The 26187-nt window shown below is 38.1% G+C and carries 22 protein-coding genes; 11 read left to right on the top strand and 11 right to left on the bottom strand.

The genetic code is table 11. The features are described 5' to 3' along the window. The first annotated feature begins 2 nt into the window (after positions 1-2). The 3 genes from bshA to ACFOWS_RS10295 all read left to right on the top strand — a co-directional run bounded on the left by bshA (position 3) and on the right by ACFOWS_RS10295 (position 2888). Positions 3-1145 (top strand): N-acetyl-alpha-D-glucosaminyl L-malate synthase BshA, encoded by a 1143-nt coding sequence (gene bshA, locus ACFOWS_RS10305; RefSeq protein WP_366588528.1) that lies wholly within the window; start codon positions 3-5, stop codon positions 1143-1145. 66 nt (positions 1146-1211) lie between these two features. Beyond that, complete coding sequence (locus ACFOWS_RS10300) at positions 1212-1592, top strand: hypothetical protein (protein WP_379764193.1); 381 nt, start codon at positions 1212-1214, stop codon at positions 1590-1592. A 117-nt stretch (positions 1593-1709) separates the two neighbouring features. Next, positions 1710-2888: an OmpA family protein gene (locus tag ACFOWS_RS10295; RefSeq protein ID WP_379764191.1), complete on the top strand. Its 1179-nt coding sequence runs from the start codon at positions 1710-1712 to the stop codon at positions 2886-2888. A 67-nt stretch (positions 2889-2955) separates the two neighbouring features. On the opposite strand, the gene ACFOWS_RS10290 is transcribed toward ACFOWS_RS10295, so the two are convergent. Together ACFOWS_RS10290 and ACFOWS_RS10285 are read right to left on the bottom strand one after the other, a co-directional pair. Continuing rightward, complete coding sequence (locus ACFOWS_RS10290; protein ID WP_379764189.1) at positions 2956-3594, bottom strand: acetyltransferase; 639 nt, start codon at positions 3592-3594, stop codon at positions 2956-2958. Continuing rightward, entirely contained in the window at positions 3587-4204 is a 618-nt protein-coding gene (locus ACFOWS_RS10285; RefSeq protein ID WP_379764187.1) for a sugar transferase, read from the bottom strand. The genes ACFOWS_RS10290 and ACFOWS_RS10285 overlap by 8 nt, the downstream gene beginning before the upstream one ends. A 301-nt stretch (positions 4205-4505) precedes the next feature. Between ACFOWS_RS10285 and ACFOWS_RS10280 the strand changes: the two genes are divergently transcribed. Continuing rightward, positions 4506-6311 carry a fibronectin type III domain-containing protein gene (locus ACFOWS_RS10280; RefSeq protein WP_379764185.1) on the top strand — a complete coding sequence of 602 codons (1806 nt, stop codon included), beginning with the start codon at positions 4506-4508 and terminating at the stop codon, positions 6309-6311. Between the two features lie 22 nt (positions 6312-6333). Next, entirely contained in the window at positions 6334-7713 is a 1380-nt protein-coding gene (locus ACFOWS_RS10275; protein ID WP_379764182.1) for a tyrosinase family protein, read from the top strand. A 76-nt stretch (positions 7714-7789) separates the two neighbouring features. On the opposite strand, the gene ACFOWS_RS10270 is transcribed toward ACFOWS_RS10275, so the two are convergent. Both ACFOWS_RS10270 and ACFOWS_RS10265 read right to left on the bottom strand, forming a co-directional pair. Beyond that, a complete protein-coding gene (locus tag ACFOWS_RS10270) occupies positions 7790-8143 on the bottom strand; it encodes a heavy-metal-associated domain-containing protein (protein WP_379764179.1) in 354 nt (117 codons plus the stop codon). A 27-nt stretch (positions 8144-8170) separates the two neighbouring features. Beyond that, on the bottom strand, positions 8171-10375 hold the full coding sequence (locus tag ACFOWS_RS10265) for a TonB-dependent receptor (protein ID WP_379764176.1): 2205 nt from the start codon (positions 10373-10375) through the stop codon (positions 8171-8173). Positions 10376-10631: 256 nt separating this feature from the next. Here ACFOWS_RS10265 and ACFOWS_RS10260 point away from each other — a divergent pair, with 256 nt between their 5' ends. Both ACFOWS_RS10260 and ACFOWS_RS10255 read left to right on the top strand, forming a co-directional pair. After that, complete coding sequence (locus tag ACFOWS_RS10260; RefSeq protein ID WP_379764173.1) at positions 10632-10988, top strand: hypothetical protein; 357 nt, start codon at positions 10632-10634, stop codon at positions 10986-10988. A gap of 26 nt (positions 10989-11014) precedes the next feature. Continuing rightward, positions 11015-12415, top strand: coding sequence for a CoF synthetase (locus ACFOWS_RS10255; RefSeq protein WP_379764170.1), 1401 nt, complete (start codon positions 11015-11017; stop codon positions 12413-12415). Between the two features lie 194 nt (positions 12416-12609). On the opposite strand, the gene ACFOWS_RS10250 is transcribed toward ACFOWS_RS10255, so the two are convergent. Continuing rightward, positions 12610-13809 (bottom strand): glycosyltransferase family 4 protein, encoded by a 1200-nt coding sequence (locus ACFOWS_RS10250; protein ID WP_379764167.1) that lies wholly within the window; start codon positions 13807-13809, stop codon positions 12610-12612. A 40-nt stretch (positions 13810-13849) separates the two neighbouring features. Beyond that, a complete protein-coding gene (locus ACFOWS_RS10245) occupies positions 13850-14716 on the bottom strand; it encodes a glycosyltransferase family 2 protein (protein WP_379764164.1) in 867 nt (288 codons plus the stop codon). 431 nt (positions 14717-15147) lie between these two features. On the opposite strand from ACFOWS_RS10245, the gene ACFOWS_RS10240 reads away from it, so the two are divergent. The 4 genes from ACFOWS_RS10240 (at position 15148) to ACFOWS_RS10225 (ending at position 20457) form a co-directional block, all read left to right on the top strand. Then, positions 15148-16893, top strand: a complete 1746-nt coding sequence (locus ACFOWS_RS10240) for a hypothetical protein (protein WP_379764161.1) — start codon at positions 15148-15150, stop codon at positions 16891-16893. Between the two features lie 123 nt (positions 16894-17016). Then, the gene (locus tag ACFOWS_RS10235) at positions 17017-18138 is read left to right on the top strand and encodes a glycosyltransferase family 4 protein (RefSeq protein WP_379764159.1); all 1122 of its coding nucleotides are present in this window, start codon (positions 17017-17019) and stop codon (positions 18136-18138) included. Continuing rightward, complete coding sequence (locus ACFOWS_RS10230) at positions 18125-19390, top strand: hypothetical protein (protein WP_379764157.1); 1266 nt, start codon at positions 18125-18127, stop codon at positions 19388-19390. The genes ACFOWS_RS10235 and ACFOWS_RS10230 overlap by 14 nt, the downstream gene beginning before the upstream one ends. A 26-nt stretch (positions 19391-19416) precedes the next feature. Beyond that, entirely contained in the window at positions 19417-20457 is a 1041-nt protein-coding gene (locus ACFOWS_RS10225) for an acyltransferase family protein (protein ID WP_379764155.1), read from the top strand. A 25-nt stretch (positions 20458-20482) separates the two neighbouring features. Here the strand turns inward: ACFOWS_RS10225 and ACFOWS_RS10220 are convergent, their stop codons facing one another. The 5 genes from ACFOWS_RS10220 to ACFOWS_RS10200 are packed head-to-tail and all read right to left on the bottom strand — an operon-like array spanning position 20483 to position 26186. Further along, positions 20483-21679 carry a hypothetical protein gene (locus tag ACFOWS_RS10220; protein ID WP_379764153.1) on the bottom strand — a complete coding sequence of 399 codons (1197 nt, stop codon included), beginning with the start codon at positions 21677-21679 and terminating at the stop codon, positions 20483-20485. Between the two features lie 10 nt (positions 21680-21689). Beyond that, positions 21690-22280, bottom strand: coding sequence for an acyltransferase (locus ACFOWS_RS10215; RefSeq protein ID WP_379764151.1), 591 nt, complete (start codon positions 22278-22280; stop codon positions 21690-21692). 17 nt (positions 22281-22297) lie between these two features. Beyond that, a complete protein-coding gene (locus ACFOWS_RS10210) occupies positions 22298-23557 on the bottom strand; it encodes a glycosyltransferase family 4 protein (RefSeq protein ID WP_379764149.1) in 1260 nt (419 codons plus the stop codon). Further along, positions 23554-24726, bottom strand: coding sequence for a glycosyltransferase family 4 protein (locus ACFOWS_RS10205; protein WP_379764147.1), 1173 nt, complete (start codon positions 24724-24726; stop codon positions 23554-23556). The genes ACFOWS_RS10210 and ACFOWS_RS10205 overlap by 4 nt, the downstream gene beginning before the upstream one ends. Before the next feature lie 17 nt (positions 24727-24743). Next, complete coding sequence (locus ACFOWS_RS10200) at positions 24744-26186, bottom strand: lipopolysaccharide biosynthesis protein (protein WP_379764145.1); 1443 nt, start codon at positions 26184-26186, stop codon at positions 24744-24746. Position 26187 lies beyond the last annotated feature (1 nt).

The following is a 26187-nucleotide window of genomic DNA, read 5'->3' as shown; positions in this document are numbered from 1 at the left end:
TCATGAAAATTGCAATTGTTTGTTACCCTACATTTGGCGGTAGTGGTGTTGTTGCCACTGAACTGGGTATAGCTTTGGCCGAGAGGGGCCATGAAGTTCATTTTGTTACCTATAAACAACCGGTACGTCTTGGGTTATTGGGGAATAATATCCATTTTCACGAAGTACACGTGCCAGAATATCCACTTTTTCATTACCAGCCCTATGAATTGGCTTTGTCCAGTAAATTGGTGGATACCATCAAGTTGTATGGTATAGAACTTCTTCATGTGCATTATGCCATCCCCCATGCTTATGCGGGTTATATGGCGAAGAAAATGCTTCAGGAATACGGTATTTTCATTCCTATGATCACCACGTTGCACGGAACTGATATAACTCTGGTTGGGAAACATCCATTTTACAAGCCAGCGGTTACATTCAGCATCAATAAATCCGATGTGGTCACATCTGTTTCAGAAGCGTTGAAACAAAGTACCTTGGACATTTTTGATATTGAAAAGGAGATTGAGGTCATTCCAAACTTCATAGAAAAATCCAAGTATAGTACTGATTATACGGATTGTCAACGCTCCTTGATGGCCAAGGAGAATGAGCGGATAATAACCCACATCAGTAATTTTAGGAAGGTAAAACGAATTCCAGACGTAATTAAGGTCTTCCATAAGATCCAAGAAGAAATTCCTGCAAAATTGATAATGGTAGGGGAGGGCCCTGAAAAAGAAAAAGCGGAGCAACTCTGTGACAATCTGGGGATGAAAGACAAGGTTTTATTTTTGGGCAACAGTACCGAGATCGATAGAATTCTTTGTTTTTCAGATTTATTTTTATTGCCCTCGGAAACAGAAAGCTTTGGATTGGCAGCGTTGGAAGCCATGATAAATAAGGTGGCGGTAGTTTCCAGCAATACCGGCGGAATTCCCGAGGTTAACAAAGATGGCGTCTCTGGGTTTATGTCCAATGTGGGAGATATTGACGATATGGCATCCAAAGCGTTGCAGATTCTTCGGGATGATGCTGTTTTGGAAAAATTTAAACAAAATGCCTATAATGTAGCTTCAAAATTTGATATTGTGCACATTCTACCTCTTTATGAAGAGTTATATGAGAAAGCCTTTAAATCCCGCTTTAAGAATACTTTCTAGGCCATGAGATTTTTTACGCTCTTATTTCTTGCAAGCTGGTTGCTTTCATGTAAAGCCCAACAAAAGATGGCCGGAGAAGAAATGGAAAACCTGATTTTGGTGACAAGTGATGGATATAGTGGGATTGCCGAATATGAGGTGATGCTGATCAAGGATACCAAATCTCTGAACAAGTTCTATTCGCAAGTCAACAAAACCAGAAAACCAGGCCTTCCAGTGCCCATGCTGGATTTTTCAAAAGAAATGGCCATTGTGGTTTGTTTGGGCGAACAAAAAGGAGAACGAACACCTCAATTATCCCAACTCAGTGAAACTGAGGAAGAACGTACAATAGCCATTGAGTTATCTGATTCAGAAAAGACAGAAAGTTACATTTCCTACCCGTTTTACGTGTACAAACTGCCGATTTCTTCAAAAACAATCAATTTTCAAAAAGTCGGTTGGTAAGAGTTTTTTTACAACCGTTTTTGCTTCTTATCGAAAATAAGCGCACTTGAAAGTGCAAAATTTATCGTTTTAAACGGTTGACCTAGCTTTGTTCTTGATAACCTCAAATCTTACATAATGAATATTTCTAGATTGGCCTACGTGGCTTTGGCATGTATTTTAACCACATCTACTTTTTCACAAGAGCCGGAATTGGAGTTGACCAAGAAGGATAGTATTGTAAATAGCTATTGGCTGGTGACTTTGGGAACTAATTTTGTAGATGACTCTGGCGATGAATTTGGCGAACTATTTGATTTTAGTGAAGGCTGGAACGCTGTTCCGTACCCATCCCGAATAAGTATTGGGCGTTATTTTAAAAACGGAGTGGGTCTAGAAGCCATTGGAACATACAACAAATACAAGGAAGGAAAAATAGTTGATAACGCAGTCAATCCAGAGGATGTAGATTATTTTGGCCTTGACTTTAGAGTAAGTTATGACCTTAATAAGATTTTGGGTGAGACTGGTTTTTTTGACCCCTATATAGGTATTGGAGCGGGGTACACCGATGCAAATAATCAAGGAAGGGGAACGTATAATGCCATAGTTGGTTTTAGAACATGGTTCTCTGACCATTGGGGGCTTGATTTCAATTCCACTGGTAAGTGGACCATGAATACGGAAAACTCCACCAACCACATTCAGCATGCTGTAGGAGTTGCATACCGTTTTGAAGTTGAAAAGGAATTATCTCGTAAGGGTAAGGAAAAATTGGCGATGCTCAAAGAATTGGAGGAAGAGCAACAACGTGTGCAGGATTCCATTGCAAAGGCCGAGGAAGAAGCCCGTTTATTGGCAGAACGTTTGCAAAGAGAAAAAGAAGCTGCAGAACTGGCAGCCGCCGAAAAAGCTAAAAAAGATGCTGAAGATGCAAGACGTGCCGCGTTACAGAATAAAATCAACAATTTGGGCAATGTTTACTTTAAGCTAAACTCATCTTACCTCACTTCCAAAGACAAAGAATTATTGGATAAATTGGTTGCTATCATGCAGGATGAACCAAATATTACCGTTAAAATTACGGCACATACAGATTCTAGGGGAACTAAACCGTATAATCAGTGGTTATCGGAGCGAAGAGCAGAGCGTACGGTGGAATACGTGGTATCCAAGGGTATTTCAACGGATAGAATCAGTCATGGAGCCTTTGGCGAAACCCAATTAGTAAATGATTGCGAGGATGGGGTGTTTTGTACTGAGGAACAGCATAGCGCCAATAGACGTGCAGTATTTATAATTGTGAACAACCCATAATGAATTATATTTTGTTACAACTAAAAAAGCCTGGACAGATGCGTGTGGGCTTTTTTTAAGTATTGCTTTATTTTTTAGGGATTTCCCTAGCAGGATTCCCAACAACTACCGTATTCGGTGCAACAGTTTTAATGACTACACTACCGGCACCTATTAAGCTCCCTTTGCCAATTGTGCCCAATCCTGTCATTATGGTGGCACCAATGCCAATATAGGCATGGTCTTCAATAATAAGGTTGGCTCCCACATTAACGCCCGAGGACATAAAAACCCCATGACCAATTTGTACATGATGTCCTATCGTAGTGGACATATTTATCATGAAGAAATCACCTATGGTTGTGTGAGGCATAATAATACTTCCCGCCAACACGTAATTGGCTTCACCCATTTTTACATCTGGACCTATCACCGCTGTTCTATGGAAAAAACTTGGTGTTTCATACCCCATTTTTTTGCTATCCATTAAATAGTGCTGGCGAAGAGTATTATTACCAATAGGACAGTAAATTGAACGAGCGCGACTCTTAATATTTGAATTTGCTAAATCTTTAACTTTACCTATAACAGGGATGCCGATTACATTTTGGCCAAACAAATGTTCGTTATCGTCCACGAAGCCAATAACGTTGATACCTTCCTCTGCCAAATAGGAGGCATAAATTTGACCATGGGTTCCGGCCCCAATAATAATGGCGTTATTCATTGGAAGAAGTATTGCCAGTAAAAGGAATCATCCCAATATTGGCTTCATTGTCTATATCTTTTCTTCTGACTACTTTTTCCATGGTTTTAAAAAGAATCATCATGTCTGTTTTAAAAGAAACATGTTCAACATACCAAACATCAAGTTCAAACTTTTTATCCCATGAAATGGCATTTCTTCCATTAACTTGGGCCCATCCAGTTATTCCAGGCTTAACCAAATGGCGTTTCCTTTGTTCCTCATTATAGAGTGGGAGGTACTTGGGCAAAAGAGGTCTTGGTCCAATTAGGCTCATGGTTCCATGAATTACATTAAATAGTTGCGGAAGTTCATCTAACGAAGTCTTTCTGATAAACCTGCCCACCTTAGTGATTCGTTCATGATTAGGGAGCAGTTTTCCATTGGTATCCTTACGATCATTCATAGATTTAAATTTTACCAATCTAAATATTTTCTCATCTTTTCCAGGCCTGTCTTGAAAAAAGAAGGGTTTACCATTGTTTGAAATGGACAAAACAATGATCAAGATAAAAATGATGGGTGAAGCCAATAGGACAATAGTCACAGAAATCACAATATCAATTAACCGTTTAAAAAGTGAAGTATACATGGTGATTTCAAAAATTTAACAATGATAAAATTGAAACAAATATTTTAGAGTTAAAAGGAATGACCTGTGAAAAATAAGCTTAGAGACACGAACTTAGTTCATTGCACAGGTAAATCTAACGCATTATCCAATGGTTTATTTTTTTTATTGATGATAAAAAGGTTAAAATTTTGAGTAACAGTGCACTCACAGTGTTTTTTATACGTTTCATCGATATTTTGGGACATTTTCAACGAATCGCTTCTACTAGGTATAAATTTGTTTATAGCTATAATTCAACAAACTATTACACTATACCTCAATGGCCAAAAAATTACTCCTTTTAACTTTTTTTATATGTATTTCATGGTCTTATGCACAAGACTTACATACTGATTCTAATGCCGTTTCTGTGGGCAATGAAAGCAACAGCACTGTAGGTTGGGCTGCTCAGGCAACCCTAACCACCGATAATACAGACGTACAATCAGGAAACTTTTCCTTTAGAGTAGTATCTACTGCCAATAATGGAAGACTTTTAGAATACGTATTCAATGCAACAGTAGGTGTTGATTATACCATTCGTATTTGGGCCAAGGAAGGTGATACATCGAATAGTCCAGCTTTTGCCAATTGGCTGGGAATGAACGGTTTTGCCACAACTCCAATTGTGGGAACCGCTTGGACGGAGTATGTTTTTAATGTTACTGCTACTTCAACTACCCCAACAATACGAGTGTATACCAGTCCATTTTCACAAAGATTTGTTCAAGGAAATACAGTTTTGATAGATGCTGTGTCAATTATTGCTGATGGAAGTGATACAGAGTCTCCAACTGCAGTTTCCGACTTAACATCCAGCAATACCACATCGACCACAACTGTTTTGAACTGGAGCGCTGCCACGGACAATGTTGGGGTCACCAATTACGAGATCTTCCAAGATGGTGTGAGCATAGCCAATACCGGGACGACAACTTCGTTCAACGTTACAGGGCTTGCGCCGAGCACAAGTTATGATTTCACCGTTTTCGCGGAAGATGCGGCCGGGAATGTATCTACGGTCAGTAACACCGAAACTGTAAATACTGATGCGGCACCCGATGTGCAAGCGCCAACAGCGGTGTCCGATTTGTCATCTTCGAATACGACCACCACGACCACGGATTTGAGCTGGAGCGCTGCCACGGACAATGTTGGGGTCACCAATTACGAGGTATTCCAAGATGGTGTGAGCATAGCCAACACCGGGACGACGACCTCGTTCAACGTTACAGGACTTGCGCCGAGCACAAGTTATGATTTCACCGTTTTCGCGGAAGATGCGGCCGGGAATGTATCTACGGTCAGTAACACCGAAACTGTAAATACTCTTGGGATTCCGGATACAGAGGCTCCAACTGCAGTTTCCGACTTAACGTCCAACAATACTACATCGACCACAACTGTTTTGAACTGGAGCGCTGCCACGGACAATGTTGGGGTCACCAATTACGAGATCTTCCAAGATGGTGTGAGCATAGCCAATACCGGGACGACAACTTCGTTCAACGTTACAGGGCTTGCGCCGAGCACAAGTTATGATTTCACCGTTTTCGCGGAAGATGCGGCCGGGAATGTATCTACGGTCAGTAATACTGAAACCGTTCTTACCGAAGCAAACACGGGCATTGTAGATTACACCTCTGAAAATGCAAACCTTAATACGGTTGATTGGATAGCCAGCAACCTTTATGCCGATCAAAATGTGGGTATAGGAACCACCAATACCCATGGATATCGATTAGCGGTGGCGGGAAATGTCATTGCAGAAGGCGTTCGTGTTGAGCTACAGACCAATTGGCCCGACTTTGTTTTTGAATCTGACTATGATCTTCCACAATTGGACCAAGTGAGAGCTTTTATAGCGGCTAATGGTCACTTGCCAAATGTTCCCAGTGCCAAGCAGGTAGAGAATGATGGAATTGACCTGGGTTCCATGGATGCGAAGCTACTTCAGAAAATTGAAGAGCTTACCTTGTATCTATTGTCCCAAGAATCTCAAATTAAGGAGCTGAAACGAGAAAATTCGGAGATGAAGGAACTTTTGAAGAATTTGCTGAGCTCTATGGAAAACCAAAAGAATTAAGCTATTGCCTCATACCTACAAAATGAAAAAAAGTTACTTGATAATTACTCTTTTAACCTGTCAATGTTTGGTTTATAATGCATTTGGACAAAGCATTAGAAAAGGTTTTGATGAGATGACGGACTATGAAAAGTCTGAACTGGTAAATGCATTCTACGAGTTAAGAAATGGCCCAGACCTTTTCAATGATCTCGCTCAATTCCATGCACAATTTTTTAATTTTGACAATACGGCGGACCCAACTCGTTTAGACCTTCATTTTAATTTGCCAGATGAGTCTGAAAGAGAAATTTTCTTAGCATGGCATAGACGCCAGATGTTTGAAATGGAACAGGCTGTCCAGGAAATAAATCCCGAAATCAGTTTGGCATTTTGGGATTCATCCATTTATCAAAATCCCAATGATGCCCTTTGGAATGATGACTTATTGGGAACTTTTGATACGAATTGGAACTTGAATCGTAACCTTGGTGGTGATGGACCTTTGCCAACCCCAACAACCGTGAGCAACCTATTGGCCGAACCTGATTTTTTTGAATTCTCCAATGATTTGGAAAGACGCTCTACCCACAGGGGGGCGCACGTTTGGACAGGGGGAGCAATGCCGACACCGCTTTCACCCCGTGATCCTGTTTTCTATTTCCATCACTCATTTGTGGACAAGGTATGGCACGAGTGGGAGGAGATTCATCAAAGCTCTGCTTTTATTACTACTTCTATGCTTCGCTACGATGGCACCTATGTTTTTGATGGAGAAACTCTACCATTGGTGGACCCCAATGATATTACAGATACGCGTGTGTATGGTGTTTTTTACGCCGAGAATGAAGTGGCGGATTTGGATAACTATATCGTGAGCAATACCTATAATCCAGAGGAGATTTTTTACTATCAATACACCATTAATGCGGGTAGTAACTTTATAGTTCCTGCGGGCACCGTGGCTAGGTTTGAATCGGTCAATGAAATAAACTTAACTCCTGGTTTTGAAGCTTTGGCAGGATCTTCTTTTCAGGCCACTATTGATCAAGAAAACGGATCAAGTGCCAAAACGGCTGCTTTGGCCTTAGCAAGAGATTACAGACCATATCCCTATTCTGAAAAATTGTTTGAACCCATTGTCTGGGAAGAAGGCGGGGATTTACTGGATGATAAACCCATTATTATCACGGCAACTCCGAACCCTTTTTCTGAAGTTATCACGATTAAGCTCAGTCAAAGAAAAGATTGTGTAATTGAGGTATTCAATATGATGGGTATGTTGGTTAAGGAGGAATCTTTCCAAAATACAGATACCATGGTTATTAAGAATCTATATGGACTGGCATCTGGTTTTTATGTAATTCGTGTAATCGATGCCAATGGAGATATATTGGTGGTGAAGCGTGTAGTGAAAATGTAGGCGAAAGATTGTGAAAGCTATATGAAAAGGGGAACCATTTGGCTCCCCTTTTTATTTGCTTCAAAGGTTAGAAAAATCACTTCATTTTATTATGATCCATGTGTGCAGTTGCTGGATCACGGTATTTACAGCACTCCGGCAGGTCATTATAAACTGTGTCTGGTGCCGTGAAACCTTTAGAATCATGACCAACTTCCGCTATTCTTTTTTGGATGTCAGGAACATTTATTTTTCTTTCATCAATAATTGCTTCAAATACTTTGGTTTCTGAGCTCCAAGAGGCAAATTTGACCCCTTTTAACTTAATTGCCGCTTTTTCAATTCGGCTTTTGCACATTTCACAGTTGCCCTTAACTTCAAAATCAATGGATTTATTCTTGTCCTGCCCATGTACCAAAGCCATGGCGAATAAAACAAGAAAAGTAAACATGGTTGATCTCATATGTATTGTTTTATATTAAATCTTGTATCTAAAACCTATGTAATACAGACTGTGTAAAACGGGTCCATATAACAACGTACTATCAAAATAGGGTCCAAAAGGATCGTTACTGGATAAAATAGGGGTGTTTTGAGTAAAATTACCGATATTCTCTCCTCCGAAGTAAAGCTCAAACATGTTTGAAAATACCCGGGTTATTTGGGCATTCAACAACGTATAGGATGAAGACCACTCTGGAAGCTGGAAGGCTTCAGGATTGGCCGAAGTGTCAGGTATTCTTTGCCTACCCAACCAATTGCTTGTAAAGTCAAAACGCCATTGTTTTTCGCTTAGCTTTTGGGTTTCATAATTTAGATTTATGAAAAATCTATAGTTGGGCTGCAACGGCTTTTCCAACCTGCCGCCAGCGTAATCGGTTTTTACATCAAAATATTTGTAGGTGGTCCGTAAGTGAAAATTTTGAAGTACTTCGTAATTCAAATCTACTTGGATACTGTTTGAATAACTTTCCCCCTCAAGGTTATAAAAAGATATTTCCCTCGGATTTTCCCAATCCACCACAACTTGATTTTCAAATTGCGTACGGTAATAGTCAATGGAAAAATCCAACACCCTATTCCATACATATAATTTTTGGATAAAACTTACTCCATAATTCCATGCTTTTTCAGGGTTGAGATCATAATAATTTCCATTGTTCTCCAAGATGCTTATGGCTCTTGAGGAAGCAAACATTTGTTGGTTCTCTGCAAGAATGTTGGCTCCGCGTATTCCTCGGCCAAATGAAGCCCTAAAACTTGCTTTGTCCCATAGCGAATATCTAAGATGGAATCTTGGAGTTAAAAAATTCCCGAGGTTATTATGATTGTCAGCTCGTAAACCCGCCACAAAGCTTAGACCTTCCAAGCTGTCATATGTATATTCAAAGAAGGCTCCAACGGAATTGTCCGTTCTTGCATATGGAGTGCTGTTGACCTGTTCGTCATAGGTATCATGTGTATAGCTAAGGCCAGTTTTGAACTTGTGCTGGGTACTTCCAATTATGCTGTTGAAAATAAAGTTGGAATAGAAAGAGTTATGGTTTATATCGTATTGGTTTAGTCCATAAAATGAATCTTGTTTGTGTGAGCTATATGCTGTTTGAAAGCCAAAACTTTGGTAAGGTAGTTCGGGAAACACATAACCAGCTTTGGCGGAAATATCCAATCGGGAAGTGGCAATCTCACTGCCCCAAGCATTAGTGGTAAATCTATCTTCATCAATCTCGAAATTTGTCTGTCCCAATTCTTTGGTATCGGAAAGATACTGTATGTTGGCATAGCTTACCCAACCACTCCCAGGATCCATAAGTTGCCAACGGTTCATAAGGTTGATCTGCTTGGCCACGGGAGTATCATAAAAAGAATCTCCATTGTCATCTATATACCCATTGCGCAAGTTGGCGTGGACATATAGTCCCACACCGAGCTGGTCTGAGATATTATGGTTTAATCTAGAATTAAACTCATACCTTTCAAAATTGTTGGCATATAAATTCAAAAAAACACGTTGGTCCGTCAAAGGCTTTACAAGTTCACTGTTGATATGGCCAGAAATACTCTCAAACCCATTGAGTATGCTTCCGGCGCCTTTTGTTATTTGAATACTTTCTATCCAAGATCCCGGGATAAAAGAAAGGCCAAAAACTTGGGACGCTCCCCTGATTGAGGGCATATTTTCTTGTGTAAACATCAAGTAAGGACTGTTCAATCCCAACATTTGTATTTGCTTTGCACCCAAAACGGCGTCTGAAACATTGACATCCACTGCGGGATTTGTTTCAAAACTTTCTGAAAGGTTACAGCAAGCGGCCTTCAACATTTCCCGACTGTCTACCGAAACCACATTTTGAACCTTGAACAATGATTTTTGTATCGGTGCAACTTCTTTTTCAACAATTACCTCGTCCAAAATAACATTAGGGTATAATATAATGTTCCCAAGATTAGGGCGATTGACAGGAATAGTGTCTGAACGATATCCCACGGAGCTTATCACCAATTTTTTGGAGTTTGGGTTGAAAGGAATTCTGAAGTCTCCTTCAATATCCGTTGTTGTTCCCATCGAGGAAGAAAGCCAATAGATGTTGGCATTGACCACAGGGGCAGGTTTTTTGTTTTCGCGGTATTCCATTACCTTACCTACTACCTGTAATTGTGCATTGCAACACAAACTTCCCATAAAAAAGATAATACAACAGGAAAAAAACTTCATAAGGGTAATTACGAGGTTTAAGTGTTGAATAAAATTAATTTATTATTATCGAATCTTGTCTTAACCCCTATTATTTTAACACTAATATGTAGTTCATAGATTTTTTTGGAAGTTAAAAGATTTAAACTCTGGAAAAGTACTTCTTTGCACTAACTTTAAATGTATAATTTCATAAAATGGTAATTGGTTGAAGGTATTTGTTTTAACTGCCATCTTCGTTTTCATGTTGGGTGTAGTAGCTATAAATTCAGCTTCTACTTCAACATCGGAAAAAATGTGTTCCCTAAAAATTAGGGTTGTCAACAATAGCAAAAAAACTTTGAGTTATGTTTCATTGTTCTCAATGAAATTTGAAGATTTAAAACCAAAAGACACCTCTGAATACCGCATTTTAAGATATGACCCTCTAGAGCATGACGCATTGATGTATTGTGTTTGGGATGGTAAAAATTTTGGAAGGTACCTTGCCTTACCTGACAAAGACCAAAAAGAGGCAACATATGTGGTAGATAGCATTTATGATGGAATTTTATATGTAAGATTACGGGCACAAACACTAGATGAAAAGAAAAAAAAATAAACTCTCCCAAGAGGGTTTTTATTATTATGGCTAGACTAACCGAGCAGCTTCGCAACTTAGTATTTTGGGGTGTTGATATGTTCAAGGGTGGAGATATCAGAAAACACTTTAATGAAATCAAAAAGGTACAGAATAACCCATTATCTGAATCTTCGGAACAAATTAGGGCCGAAAACCTTGCAAATTTACTGCACCACGCTATTACCACTGTACCCTATTATTACGATTTAGGGGCAGATACTCCTCAGCTGGATAAATTTCAGGTAATAGATAAGCAAACCGTTCGTGATAGATTTGATCAGTTTAGGAGTTTGGACTACAGGGATAAGCATAACCATGAGGTTTTAACAAGCGGTTCCACTGGAAATCCGTTTAAAATATTTCACGACTCCAACAAGAGGTTAAGAAATACCGCTGATACACTTTTCTTTGCACAACGCGCTGGATATCAAATTGGCTCCAGACTGTTTTACTTAAGACTTTGGGACAAACAGTATAAGAAAAACAAGTTTCTTTCTAAAGTTCAAAATATTGCCACATATTCTGTAGACGACCTTTCCGATGAGAATGTTAAAAAGTTGATAGAAGAGCTTGAGACCGATGGATCAAATAAAAGTTTGCTGGCCTATAGTTCAGCACTGGACACGATCTGCAAATATTTTGAAAGAAACAACAAAAAAGGAATCAATGTAAAAATGGATTCAATTATTGCGATTGCCGAAAGCTTGAATGATGACGTAAGGAAAAAAGTGACCAAGTATATTGGAAAAGAACCTATTTCCAGATATTCTAACAGTGAGAATGGGATTTTGGCACAAGAGGAGAAACACAGTGGAATTGTTAAACGTTATGAAATCAATTGGGCAAGTTATCATATTGAAATTTTAGACTTGAACAGTGATGACCCCGTTGAACTTGGAACACCTGGGCGGATTGTAATCACGGACTTTTTCAATTATTCCATGCCCATGATCAGATATGATACGGGTGATGTTGGTGTCATGGAACAGGATAGTAGAACAGGGCAATTATTTTTCTCTAGAATTGATGGGAGAAAAATGGATATGTTCACCAATACCAAAGGAGAGTTTGTGTCCTCCCATATTATACACCACATTTTACAATTTAAGGGTATTGAGCAGTTTCAGTTCATACAAGAGCAAAATGGCGAATATTTAATAAAACTCAAAGTCTTAAACTCCTTTGATAAAAGCGCGGAAAAGGAGGAAGCAATACGAAATAAGTATGCAGAGTATTTTGGTGATGATGCCATCATCAAAATCCATTATGTTGATGAAATTCCATTATTGAAATCTGGAAAAAGAAAGTTGGTGATCAATAACAATGTTCAAAAGAAACAAAAATTCGAGTCCCACAAAAATGTAGAGGGCAGTATAAATATTGCAAGCATTACCAAATTACCTTAAAGCGGGGTGATTTTTAGCCAAAACAAAAGTTACAGGCGGTTATTTTCCAATGAAATAAGTTTGTTGGTAATAGTTGGTAGATTGAATGGCCTTAAATCCGTAATGGAACTGAGACATATTTTGAAAAACCCGTCGTAAAAAATCTGTTATTCGGATGTTCCAGTATTGATTTTTTTAAATCAGGGCTGTAATATTCACAAATACTTTTGGGCAGTTTTCTCTACCGTTTTTACAAATTTTTCACAAAGAATAGACTTATCAAATGTGTTTTCTGCCAATCTTCTGGCGTTTATCCCGTATTCTCTCGTCAGTGCTGGGTCATTTTTGTATTTAAGTATGGCTTTAGCCATTTCTTCTGGATTTTTGGGGTCGGCAAAAAAGCCACACTTTTCTGTTTCCACCATGGTTTTGGTCCATCCAGGTGAATTAACGATCAATGGTTTGCCCGCCGATAAAGTATCAAAAAGTTTATTGGGTGAATTTGTGGCCAAAATGGGCAAATCAGCGAATGTTACCAAAGAAACATCGCTTATATTAACGGTTTCAGACAATTGGGCCATGGGCATTTTACCGTAAAAATGTACAAAATCCATACCTTCTAGCTCACAACGTTTTATCAAATCTGGTTTAGTGGAACCATCGCCAACAATGAGTAATTCAATATTATTTTCTTCCTTCAAAAAAGTGAAAGCATCCAGGATGTAATCCATTCCGTTGGCTAGCCCCATGGCACCAAAATAAATAACTTTAAAGGAGTCTGGACTTAGGTTAAGTTTTTTGATAACCTCCGTATTTTTATCCCTGGGCCAGAATTTATCTATCTTGGACATATTGGGAATAGTAGTTATTTTACCCTCTGGTGTGCCCGCATCTTTTACCCCATCACGCATTCCTGGAGATAGTGCTATAACATGCAAGGCGTTTTTGTAAATACTTTTCTCAAATCGGTAAAGTAATTTAATGACCAATTTGTTTTTTACACCGCCCATTTGTACAGGCACTTCGGGCCAAAGATCTCTAACTTCAAATATATAGGGTATTTTTCTTAGCTTTTTTCCTACTAAAACGGGAAAACCAACAGTTAATGGGGTAGAGGTGCCAATAATTAAATCTGGCTTTTTTGTTTTTAAAACAAAAAGAGCGGATAAGCACATAAATTTCAGGAAGGCCATTAACCTTTGAAACACGTTCATGTGGTTATTATATGGTATTCGTAAATATATTACGGTAATACCATCAATTACAACCTTCCTAGGCTTGTCTTTGCCTTTGGTGGTGGTCAACATAGTTACGTTGTGCCCATTTTTAATAAGCTCTTGGCTTATCCAGTAAGACCTTGTACCTCCCGGCTCTTTTGGAGTAACAAAGTATTGGTGTATATATAAAATGTTCATTGGTCAGTGTATATCTTTTTTTGGAGAGATCGTCCTAAGCTTATTTAAAACGCGTTTTAACATAAAAACCGGGAAACAACACCTTAAACCACCCCATTATATAAAAAAATGGCACTCTATACGGAAAGAACCTTTTCATGAACAGTAATCTAGATTTAAAAGCAATTCCTGTTGGTTTGTAGAGATGTTCTACGCGCTCCTTAAAGGTTTTTGTGTTAAAATTATGGTATAGACTTCTGGTATCCCGTTCGCATAGACCGCAATAATTCCTCATAACCAAGACGGGTATTCTTTTTTTCTTGCATTTTAGCGTATAATCGTAATCTGCCAATCCATGTTCATAGCCTTTTGAAAGTATACCAACGTCTTCTACCACGGTTTTATCCACAAACATGATATTGGCGTTGCCCAAATCGCATTCCTGATAATCTCCATTTGGCTCCAAAATTTTGAAACGATAAAGGAATTTATTGGTCAACAGGGCCCCACCATACGAGAGCTCATTGGATTCAGGGTCTTTGGTGGAACCTATGTAGACCCCCTTGCGTCCATATTTTTGTTCAGCATATTTTTGGGAATCCGTAATTTCATCAAAAACATTCTCGAGCAAGAAGGTGTCATCGTTTAAAAGGAGATAGCCATCGTGATGGTGCTTTACAGCTTCAGACCATGAATTAATCATGCCATTTGCCCAAAACAGATTACCGTCTCCCGGTAGAATTATGGTTTCAGGGAACTCCTCTAGCACTGCCTCTGCAGTACTATCTGTGGAGCCGTCGTCGGTTAAATATATGGTAACATTTAGTTTGCCACGATATGATTCTTCTACTTTTTTGAGAGAGCGTAATGATTTTAAGGTCTTGAATTTCCTATTATGGCATGTGAGCAAAACTGCTAAATTCTCCATAAATCTAATTTGGGGCTATGTTAAAAAATACATAATCGACAGTAAAATTAGAGAAGTGATCGGATTATAAAAATAAAAACTCGACCAAATTGCTTTTTATAACGATTAGGAAATCAATTTTCTCCGTTTTCGCTCAAGCCTTTAAATGTCAAATTTTTGTTAAAAACCAGGTTCGTAAAATCTCGATACAATTTTCCCGCGTATTTGGAACTATGATTTCCATTATAATCGATGAAAGCGTTGATAAGTTTGTTGAAAAGGATAAAAAGTGGCCGGTAAAGAAAGAAAACTAAAAATAAACAGTGCATTTCATCGAAAAAAACTTGCTTTTCGTCTGATTTAACAATTGTCAACTTAATTTAGTGCTCAAGAGAGCATTTTGGACTTAATAAATAATATTAACCCCATTTTTTGCAAATTATAAAATTGCTATGAATTTCCGAAACCCCACCAGCAAGTATTCAATGCTCATCCTATTTTTCACCATTCTTACTTTTTTTTCATGTGCCAAGGACAGTGATCTTTTTTTAGATGCCATTTTGGAAGAGGAAGAGGTGGTAGAGACAGATGATGAAATCCCCACAGATGAACCAGAAGATGACGTAGAGGAAGATGAAGAAGTTGATCCAACCCCCGACGATGATAGCGACAAGGATCCAGAAATCCCTGACGTTCAAATACCGGATTTTGGTTCTGATGCGGGTAACAGTATCAGCCTTGCACCGTCCAACCCAAACAGAATCATTTATGTTGCTGTGGACGGGAGCAGTAATAATGATGGCCTTTCACAAAGTAGCCCAATAAATATTGACAAAGCTTTTGACAGCAATTTTGTTAAAGCAGGAGATGTTTTTTACATCAAGGCAGGTAAATATAATTATGGTTCCACCGGTGGCAATCACTATGATTTGAGTAATTTGCCCTGTACCCCAAACGATCCTTGTTATTGGATAGGTTATAAAAACACTCCTGGAGACATAAATGCATCCCAGTATGCAACTGTTTCATGGGACGATTATAAAACTGGCGCACAAAATTCTGATGGAACCCATGATTTAGACCCGTCCGACATGCCTACATTTTCCGGTAGCAAATCATCCGGAAAGTATATTGATAATGGAAGTCTATTTTATTGTGACGGTGGCGAGCAAGGCTTTGTGTTCAGAAATATTCAAATAGAGTACTTTCGTCGTGGTTTCGATATGCGGAATTTGAGTAATTCTATTTTTGAAAATGTAGTTCAGGCCAATCATGGCTGGTTTACTGAAGTTGAAGGGCAAGGTGGTTCCAATACTGACCTTCAAGGGACTGGTTGGTTAATCTATTCCACTTCCACCAGTAGTTGGGGCTCTAACAACATCATTTTGAATTGTGCTTCATACAATATGGCATTTAGAGGGTTTACCATAGGAAACAGTAGGTTAACTTTGGTGGCCTTTTCAGAAGCGACTAGTGATATTGATAATGGCAACCCACAAGACTATTATTTCCATACAATTGGTAAGGATAATCTATTTACCAATTTAAAAGCAAACCGATTAGTGAGCAGCAATCACAGTGGACACGGTATCTGTTTTAACCAATTATCCGAGAACAATATCATGCAGGACAGTGAAATTTACGGAACCAATATTCATTTTGATGGTTCCATTGGCTGCTACGCCAACAATATTACCGTCATAGGAGACAATAGTTTCGGGCTTTTTGAAGGTGGAGGAATCAGCATGATTGATGGCGCTGAATATAATCTTATTGAGAACTGCACACTTACCAATGGAGGGTCAGGCGTCAGTTTTTCAGACAGTGGTAAAAACCCATACGAAGAACATGCAGGGCAAAACAATGTTTTTAGAAATTTGAACATATCCAATAAGTCAGGAGCCATTATCAGTTTAAATTGGTGGGCAGAGTCTGATGATCCATGTAGCAACAACTCTTTCCAAAATTGCACATTTTCTAACGCATCAAGTTTATTCTCCATAGCACGGACCAATAGTAACTTTTCAATTGTCGATTGCGATGTATCCAATGTAGCGGAACTTGAGGTATTGGATGATAGAAATGGCAATTATATCTTAAATAGTAACACACAATTTATAGATTCCAATTTTTGGAACAGTGAATTGCCTTCAGCGGCAAGGTTCATTGTTGATGGCTTGACCAGCATTTCCAACTAAAGACTTAACCTTTCAAATAGAGTTAGGGGAGCAATTCGCTCCCCTTTTTATTTGCGTAAAAATTAATTGAAAAATCAATAAAATTGGCAACTTTGCGTTTTGTTCAAAGAATAGCCATTAACAATGAAAGTACTCCACCTCAATTCCTATTATATAGATAACCATCTGTATTCCCAGCTTTATGGTTTTTTTGAGTCCCATCTGAGTCAAAGGGTCTACATTCCCATAAAACAAGATAGAAAACCCGAAAATGTTGTTTCTTTTGACCGGACAGAGCTGGTTTTTCAAAAAATAATTAAACCATTTCATAAGTACAATTATTTTGGGAAAATTAAAGCAATAACAAAAGATGCCATTGACAAGTCCGTCCAAAAAGATATCGATTTTGTACATGCCCACAACCTTTTTACCGATGGGGCACTAGCCTATAATCTAAAGAAAAAATTTGGGTTAAGGTATATTGTGGCCGTTCGTGCTACGGACATTGGATTGCAATATAAATTAATGTACCATCGCAGGCCTTTTATCAAAAGGGTATTGTCGGAAGCCAATCAAATTGTTTTTATCTCCCCAACCAACAGGGATAAAATGTTATCAATGATGCCCGAAAGCTTCATCAATAAAATCAAGGACAAGATTCGGGTAATTCCAAACGGTGTCAATGAAATTTGGTTGAACAACATTCATAAACCCAAGGGAAAACTTGGGGAAACCATAAACCTTATTTATGTTGGACAGATTATGAAAAGAAAAAATCTTTTCCCGTTGATCGATGCTGTTGAATTGATTCGAAACAAAAGCGGAAAAGAGTTTAACCTTACTATTGTAGGTGGTCCCAACGTATATGAAGAAGAATACTTTAAAGCATTTTCTGAGAAGATAGCAGCATTGAAATGGGTGAGGTATTTAGGAAAAATCAAGGATAAACAAAAACTACAAGAAACGTATGGAGCGTCCGATATTTTTGTAATGCCCTCAAAATCTGAACTTTTTGGTTTGGTTTATATCGAGGCTTTGTCACAAGGACTTCCTGTCATTTATTCTAAAAATGAAGGTATCAATGGATATTTGGAGGATAAAGATGTCGGATTTGCTGTGAATCCAGATAACATCGAAGAAATTGCTACAGGTATCGAAAACATTGTTGGGAATTACGCAAATTACAAGAATTTTGAGCCCATTGTAGCTCCATTCAATTGGAGTGAAATAGTTAATCAATATCTTTCTATGTATGGCTATGAATAAATTCGAGAAACTGGTTTACGATGCAGTAAAAAAAAATCCAAATATAAAGCTCAAAGTTCGCAATATTTATCAATCTGTTTTTGATCTATTGCCAAATAAAAAGGATTTCTCCACTAATGAGATTCAGGCCAAAGAAGGTTATTTTTTTGGTTTTCATGACGTAAGTCCATTTTCTTTTGACGATACCAAACTATTGGCCAATAGATTAACCATTCCGTTTCGCATGCCAAAAAGGGGAGATATTTTGGAAGTGGGCTATTTTCATTTCGACGGAAAAATGAGGGATTATGTCAAAATAGGGGATTGCCATGCATGGAACTATCATAAGGGTTGTAGGCTGCAATGGGCAGGAGAAGACCATGTTATCTATAACGATGCGGTAGGAGACGAGTTGGTGTCCCAATTATGTTGTGTAAGCAAAAAACAAACTAAAACTATTCCTTTCCCTATTGACAGTGCCTCATTCTGTGGTACTATGGCCACTTCCTTTAGTTATGGGCGATTGGAAAAGCTTATGCCCGGATATGGTTATGCTTATGAGGATGAGACCTATAACCACCTTAAAGTACCTTCAGAAACAGGTCTTTTTCTGGGAAATCTAACCAAAGGGACTCGGGAGTTGATTCTTAGTTTGGATGATTTGAGCAAAGTTGGAGATATTTCCCTTTCAGATTTGGAAAGCCATCACTATGTAACCCATTCCTTGTTTTCGCCAGATAATAGATATATTTCATTTTTACATCGATGGGTCAATGAAGACAACGTATTAAAAAGATGGTCAAGATTGGTTGTATACGACCTCGTGACCAAAAAATGTCATGTGGCACCAACCAATGATATGGTTTCCCATTACGTTTGGAACAAGAAAAACCAAATTGTTGCATATTGTAGAGTGGGGGATATTGATAGTCACGTACTCTTTGAAGAGCCAACCCTGCAAAAATTTAAAAGAGTCGCGTACCCAAAATTAAATTCTGATGGTCATCAAAGTTTCATAACCCCCGAGACTTTTGTGACAGACACCTATCCCGATAAGTATCGAATGGCCAATTTGTATAAGGTGGATAGCACGTCAAACGAGACAGTATTGTTGGCAAGGATAAATTCATTTAAAAAATTTCAGTCAAGAACAAGAAAGCATTGGTGCTGTGACCTGCACCCGCGGATGAATCGCAAGGGTGATGTGGTTTGTTTTGATTCGGTACACACTGGGGAAAGAGCTTTGTGTACAATGGATATTAAAAATAGTTAAGTTTTTTGTCCTAAAATCCCTAAGGTATGTCTGTAACCGTTGGTAAGAAGCAGTTTCTTTGGTCCTTTCATTATTTTCGGGCCTTTGCCATTCTCAATATCGTGTTCATACATACATGGCGTTTCCCTCCAAAAACGGAATATTTACAAAGCGCCCAGTTGGTAGATACAATAAGGGACATGTTGTTTCACGGAAGTACCATCTACTTTTTGTTCATATCAGGCTTTTTGTTTCATTACTTAAGCAACAAATTCAGTATTCGCAAATACTATGTGGCCAAACTTAAAAATGTAGTTGCACCTTATGCTTTCATTAGTGTTTTTTTGATTTTTGCGGAAGATTTCACAGGGGTCAAGGCCAATATTCCATGGTTTCAGTACTTTTATAAGATACCCGAACAATTAATAAAGGGAACAGCATCTTTCCAGTTTTGGTACATCCCCTTTATTGTATTAGTATTTGCCATGAGCCCTATCTTTCTGAGACTTAAGGAAAGGGATTTTATCCGTTGGGCTCCCTTGATTTTTCTATTGCCTGTATTGGGCACTAGAACGCAGGTGTATATAACATTGGGGCAGCTTGTATATTTCTTACCGGTATACCTCTGGGGAGTTTTTGTGAGCATACGTTATGAAGTGTTCATACGGGAGGTAAAAAGGTATCTGGTGGCCTTAATTTTATTGGCTCTTATCACATCTGTTGTACTATTGTTTGTAGATCATGATTTCCAATATTTTGGAATGTTCAGTCCACGGGAGTCATTGGTATATCTTCAAAAGATGAGCATAACCTTTTTAATTCTCTATGTTTCAAGGGATATAAAGAACAATAAGTACTGGGTTTTGGATGTTATAGCCAAAATTAGTTTTGCCCTCTATTTTCTTCATGTTATTTTCGATAGACATCTAAAGAAAATCTACTTCATAGTCTCAGAACACCTACCTGCATGGGGACAACTACCGGTTTCAGTTCTCTATGTGTTTTTCCTTTTGATTGTTAACAGCCTTTTCTGTTTTGGAGTTAAGAACTTGCTGGGTAACCGTTCAAGATATTTTATTGGATATTGATCGTCCATCCATTTTACTTGTAATCTCAAAGGTCAGGTTGTATTTGCTTTTCAATAGATCTATCCGAATACTCATTGAGTACACCTTGTATAAAACAATAGAAAATAAAAAGGATAAAAAGCGACTCCAAGGCAGGCTCTACAAATAGTTGTGAAAAAATAACCACATTGTAGATCAATATCAACGAGTTGAACAAAATCTCATTCTTATTTACTCTAAGGGCCCTCCGTATATTTGAAATGGATTTAATGGTGAAAATTACCAATAATATAAAGGAAATGGTAGTTCCGTTTCTTGCCGCATCAAACCACATATTGTGTGAATAGCCAAACTCATCCACGCTCCAGCCCAAGGGTTTTTTGTATAGGTTCACCAATGATTTTTCCCAACGCATGGTCCGTCCACCGGCACTTGCGGCATTTTCACTGTCTTGAAGTCTTTCCCCTAGAGATGAAAGATACTCGGCATCCAAGTCTACGGACAAATAGTTAATCCCAATTGTCACAATGGCCACCATCACTAAAATAAACTTAAAGTTGGTAACCACATTTTGACTTTTGATTCGGTAAGCAATGGCCACCAAAATGCCTAGTAGCACAAGCACCAATTGAGTTCTACTTCCCAATCTGAATACACAGAGCATGGATAGAAAAAATATTCCCAACGCTGCAAGTTTAAACCATAAAGGCAATTTTCTTTTAGAAGCAATTAGAAGACCCGGGATACTCATATTAAATATAAAAAAAGCGCCCATGGCCGTAGCCAGCGTTTCTTTTCCGGTCCAAAAATTGGCAATTGTCCTTCCCAATTGTACAAATCCCCCCTCAAGAAGGTTGAAGCCCACTGATAGTAAGCCCGTAATGGAATAAAGCGTACCAAGCGTAAAAAATAGATAGAAATGATTTTTAGGTGTACTGTTATCAAAGACCATTCTTTTTCCCATCAAATAAAAAGCTTGGGGAAAAAGCGCATAAATAAAGAGCCACTGAACGCCCTGTTCAAGATTAAAAAAATAAAAAGCAGCATAGACCAAGGAAAAAATAGAAAGTAGGATAAAGGTGCTATCAATCTCTTTTCGTAAGGCCTTTGTATTAACAAATACAATTGCCAAGATAAGATAACCCGCTAAAAACCCTTTGTTAAAGGGATTTACAAAATATATGGCCAAAAGCAGAAAAGTGAGAAGGCCAATTTGTTTTACATAATTGTAAGCCTTTATCATTTTGTATGGATCAAGTGTCTAGCTTTTTAATAAATCTTGCAGGATTCCCTGCCCATATTTCATTTTCTGGCACCGATTTTGTAACCACTGACCCGGCTCCTACAATAGAATTATTGCCGATGGAAACTCCTTTTAGTATGATACTGAAGGCACCAATAAAACAAGAATTTCCAATGATAACAGGCTTTGTTACTGGAATATCTGTAATGTTGTTTTTTCTGAGCTCGGCATTCAAAGAATGAAAATCTGTGTCATAGATTTTTACGCTACCACCAATTTTAACATGCTTTCCAATTGTAATGCTTTCATGGCAAATAATGGCACAGTTGGAAATTCCACAGTAATCATCAATTTTTAATGTTGCACCCTTATTTGCCCTAATGGTCATTCTGGTATCACCTCCAATTGGATTCGCAGAAGGGCTACTGTTGAATTTTACGTTTTTTCCAAAAATAATTTTGCCGTTTCCTCGAATGAAAAGCCGACCATTCACAATTGGGTAGGTCTCATAAGAAACTTTTTTATACTTGATTAGTAAATAGTTGAAGATTTTATTTTGGAATCCAAAAATTGACAATATGAATTTTTTGAGTCTAACCATAATCTTGAACAATGAATTTACGCAATACTTCGGTAGATGGACAATAATTGTTCAAGATTCGTTTGTCTATTGTGTCTTATTTTGGCGGCTTCATGCCCGTTTCTTCCCAACTTTAAGGCCAAGGATTTGTCCTCTAACAACCTTTTAATGTAAATAGCCAACATTTCAACTTCTTCAAACCGATATAAAAGACCGGTTTCTTCGTGACTCAGCATATCAGAAACACCCCCCACATAGGAGGCTATCACAGGTACGCCCAATAATTGAGCTTCACCTAATGAGTTGGGGCTGTTCTCTATACTGGAAGGACAAATGAACATATCAGAACCAACATATTCATTTATCATGCCCTCTTCATCTAATGGTCCAGTGAATGTAATCTGATCCTCAATTTCATATTTTGAAATCAATCCACGGATATATTTACCGTACCCAGAAATACTTAAACGTTGCTTTAAACTTTCACTTCGAACAATATTACCGCCTGCAATTCTAAGTTGAATATTGGGATATTGGTCTTTCAACAAATAAATGGCATGTAAAACTTGGTGCAGCCCCTTTAAAGGTCTTGACGCTTGGGATAAAAATAAGACTGGTGCCCCATTATCTTTTGGTTCCCAAAGCTTTGCATAGTAAAATGAATCTCTTAAAGATTCATTGCAAAAATGATATTTCACTTTTGGATTTACGATTTTACAGTGTGCATTGTCCCATTGGGTTCTCCCAATTACATGTTCTACCTTGGATAAATAGTTAAGCTCTATATCCTTTCCCCGTTTAAAGAACTCTTGTTCTTCCTGTTTTAGAGTTTGGCCCTTAAGAACATCTCTAAGAGATAAACTTTTTCGAAGATCTTTAGGGCTCAAGTTGGCCAAAAAGTATCTTGAGTAAACACTTATTAAACCTTGTATGGATATTGTATAATTTAGTTTGGGACAGGCATTCATAAGAGCTAAACCATGTGCATATTCTGTCCCATGTATATGTACGATATCAGGTTTTATTTTATCTGCAATGTTACGCCACTTTGCTTCCAGAGAGGGGTCATATTGATTCATGGATTTTTGCCCCAAAAGATGAAAATAGGTAATGTTGTTTAATGTTTTTTCATCATCTTTCACAGCATTTCTTGTAGTGGCCACATAAAGTTTTATGTTTTTACTTTCACTTAGGCTTTTCGCCAGTCCATACATCCACCCACCAACAACAGGGGGCTTTTGCCCAATGGCAACTGCTAAATCTGGAAAAACAGTATTTGTTATCCACAATACTTTCATTTTACTAATGTTTTATACCAATTTGTTTTGGTTGGTTTTGCGGGACTACAGGGGCCCGTTTTGATATTATTTTGTTTTGATGCAAGCAGGTTTTGGGATAAACCCAACAAATTTGTAGCTGCATTTTTAGGGGACCAAGTTTCACGTATACTTAAAAAAGCGTTCCGAGCCAAGGAACTGTTTAATTCCCTGTCCTCAATCAACTTTCTCATAATGGCAGTAGCTTGTTTCAAATTTTTTGATTGGAAAACCATCCCCGTTTTATAAGGTATGATTAGATAAGGTACGGCACCTATCTCATGACTGGCAACCAAGGTGCAGCCATTGGCCATGGCCTCATTGGCCACTGCTCCCCAACCTTCATTGCGATCACTGCTAAAAAAGAACGCATGTGAGGTTCTCATGAGCTCCAAGACCTGTTCATTTTCAATATTGCCCAAAAGTTTAACACAATTGCCCAGATCAGAGCGGTCAATCATATTGGAAAGTTCTTCTTTCATATCTCCCGACCCCACTATTTTTACTTCAAAGGAACACCCCATTTTTTTTAGCTCCTCAGCTAACAGTATTACCATTTCAGGATGTTTCCAGTCGATTAACCTAGCTACAAATAGGATGGTAAAAACGGAATTCCGTTTTTCTTCCAAAACTGATTCAATATCAATATTGGGTGTTTTGGTAAAATACCCCCATTTGTACATTTTGTTTGGGTAGGCACCTATCCAATGGAGGTCATTTGCTGTATATGCGCTGGCACAGAGCATATGGCAGTCTTTGTGTTTAAATACTGTATGTTTTTTATATTGGTTCCACAAGGTGCGAGGATTGAATTTCTGCAAGGCACTTTTTTTGAACATTCTTTCGGCATATCTGAAAGTTAGTTTATTCAGTGCTAATCTTTCTTTTATATATAGTAAAGGAGCCGCACCATGAATAACCGCATCAGATGTCAAACTTAGTTCTACTGCCCTATGTTTTGTTTTCTCATTTTCGTAAGCATGCAGAACATAAGGGGTATTCTCAAAAGTACTGTAACCTGATTTTTTAAAAGAATCGGGCATTGGCTCGGTAGCCACAAAGGTAAAATCTTCCCCCAACGCTTTATATAATTCATCTGCCAATGGTTTTTGATGATGATTGAAAAAGTTGGAGAAAATGGCAATGGTCATTACAAGAGTAATTGAGGTTATTTCTTAAACGGAATCAGTTTTAAAAACTTATTCAAAGGGCCCATAAATTCGGGTACTTTAAAATAGAAATTGCCCAACAGGTATAGAGCGAGATATAAAATGGGCCCTACTATTAATTTGACAATATCATTTGGAATCAGCATTAAAGCAAGATAGCAACCTATCATCAATATAAAATTAAATCCTGCAATTTTATAAAGATCATTAAGCTGTTTTTTGGCTCCGTATGCCATAATTTTTCCTGGAAAATAGGAGTCTATAAAATAATGAATAGTTGTTGCCAAAAGTTCGGCAAGCGCCACATATATAATTCCAAACTTTAGCGCCGCAAGTAACAGTACAAGTCTAATAGGAATTTTAACATATTGCTGCTTGAGGGCCAAATCTGTTCTCCCTAAGACATATAGCAAATTAACATTAATGCCACATATTATAGTAATTAATCTGGCCAAGGCAAAAAGTTGCATTACAGGAACCACTGGAAGCCATTTTTCGGTAAGTAGCACTTTGATCATTGGTTCTGCAACCACAATGAGAATAAAAAAAACAGGGGTCACAAAAATGGCAACTATTTTAATGATGTTTTTGTAGTATTTAATAAGAACGTCTTTTTGATCTTGGATTTTTGATAGGCCTGGAAGCAATACTTTTTCAACCATGGCATTTACGGTCTTGAAAATCAGGTCTGTAAATTGGGTTCCCTGTGTATAATAACCCAGTTCCCTTGCACTTATGACCTTAGCTATCAGTAAGGCGGAGATATTGCTGACAGAAGTGTTCATCAAAGAGCTTACCAGTAATTTTGATCCATAGGAGAAAAGGGATTTGAATGAAGTTTTGGAGAAAACCCATATCGGTTTCCATTTGGTCCATATCCAAAGGAGTATTCCTGTTACTGCTGCTTTTATTATGGTTTGGTAAACCAAAGACCAGGCTCCATGCCCATGATAAGCAAAATATATGGCCATTCCACCAGCAACCAAAACGGCTATAAAGTTAACTTTTGCAAAAACCTTAAAATCCAATTCTATGGTGACTAAAGTTGCAGGAACGGTGAAGAGGGCATTCAAAATCAATGAGAGGGCCAAAACCCTGAGCATAACTTTGAGTTCTGAAATTTGATAAAAATCCGCAACCAAGGGTGAAACGAACCAAAGTAAGATGTAGAATGCAATACTTATAAGAAGGTTAAAAATAAATACTGTGGAAATATCTTCTTGCGTTCTATTTTTTTTTTGAATCAGCGCCTTGGTGAAGCCACTGTCAATAAATACCTGCGAGATTACAATGAACACCAATAAAAGACCAATTAACCCATAATCCTTGGGGGATAAAAGTCGCGCTAGGAAAATACCCAGCACAAACTGAACTGCTTGTGTTGAAACCCTTTCAAAAAAGCTCCACAACGCACCGGAAAAAATTTTATCCCCTAAACTCAAT

Source organism: Flagellimonas marina (assembly GCF_042651185.1).
Lineage (GTDB): Bacteria > Bacteroidota > Bacteroidia > Flavobacteriales > Flavobacteriaceae > Flagellimonas > Flagellimonas marina.
Note: the sequence above shows the minus strand (reverse complement) of the source record. Positions and strands in the feature narration are given on the sequence as shown.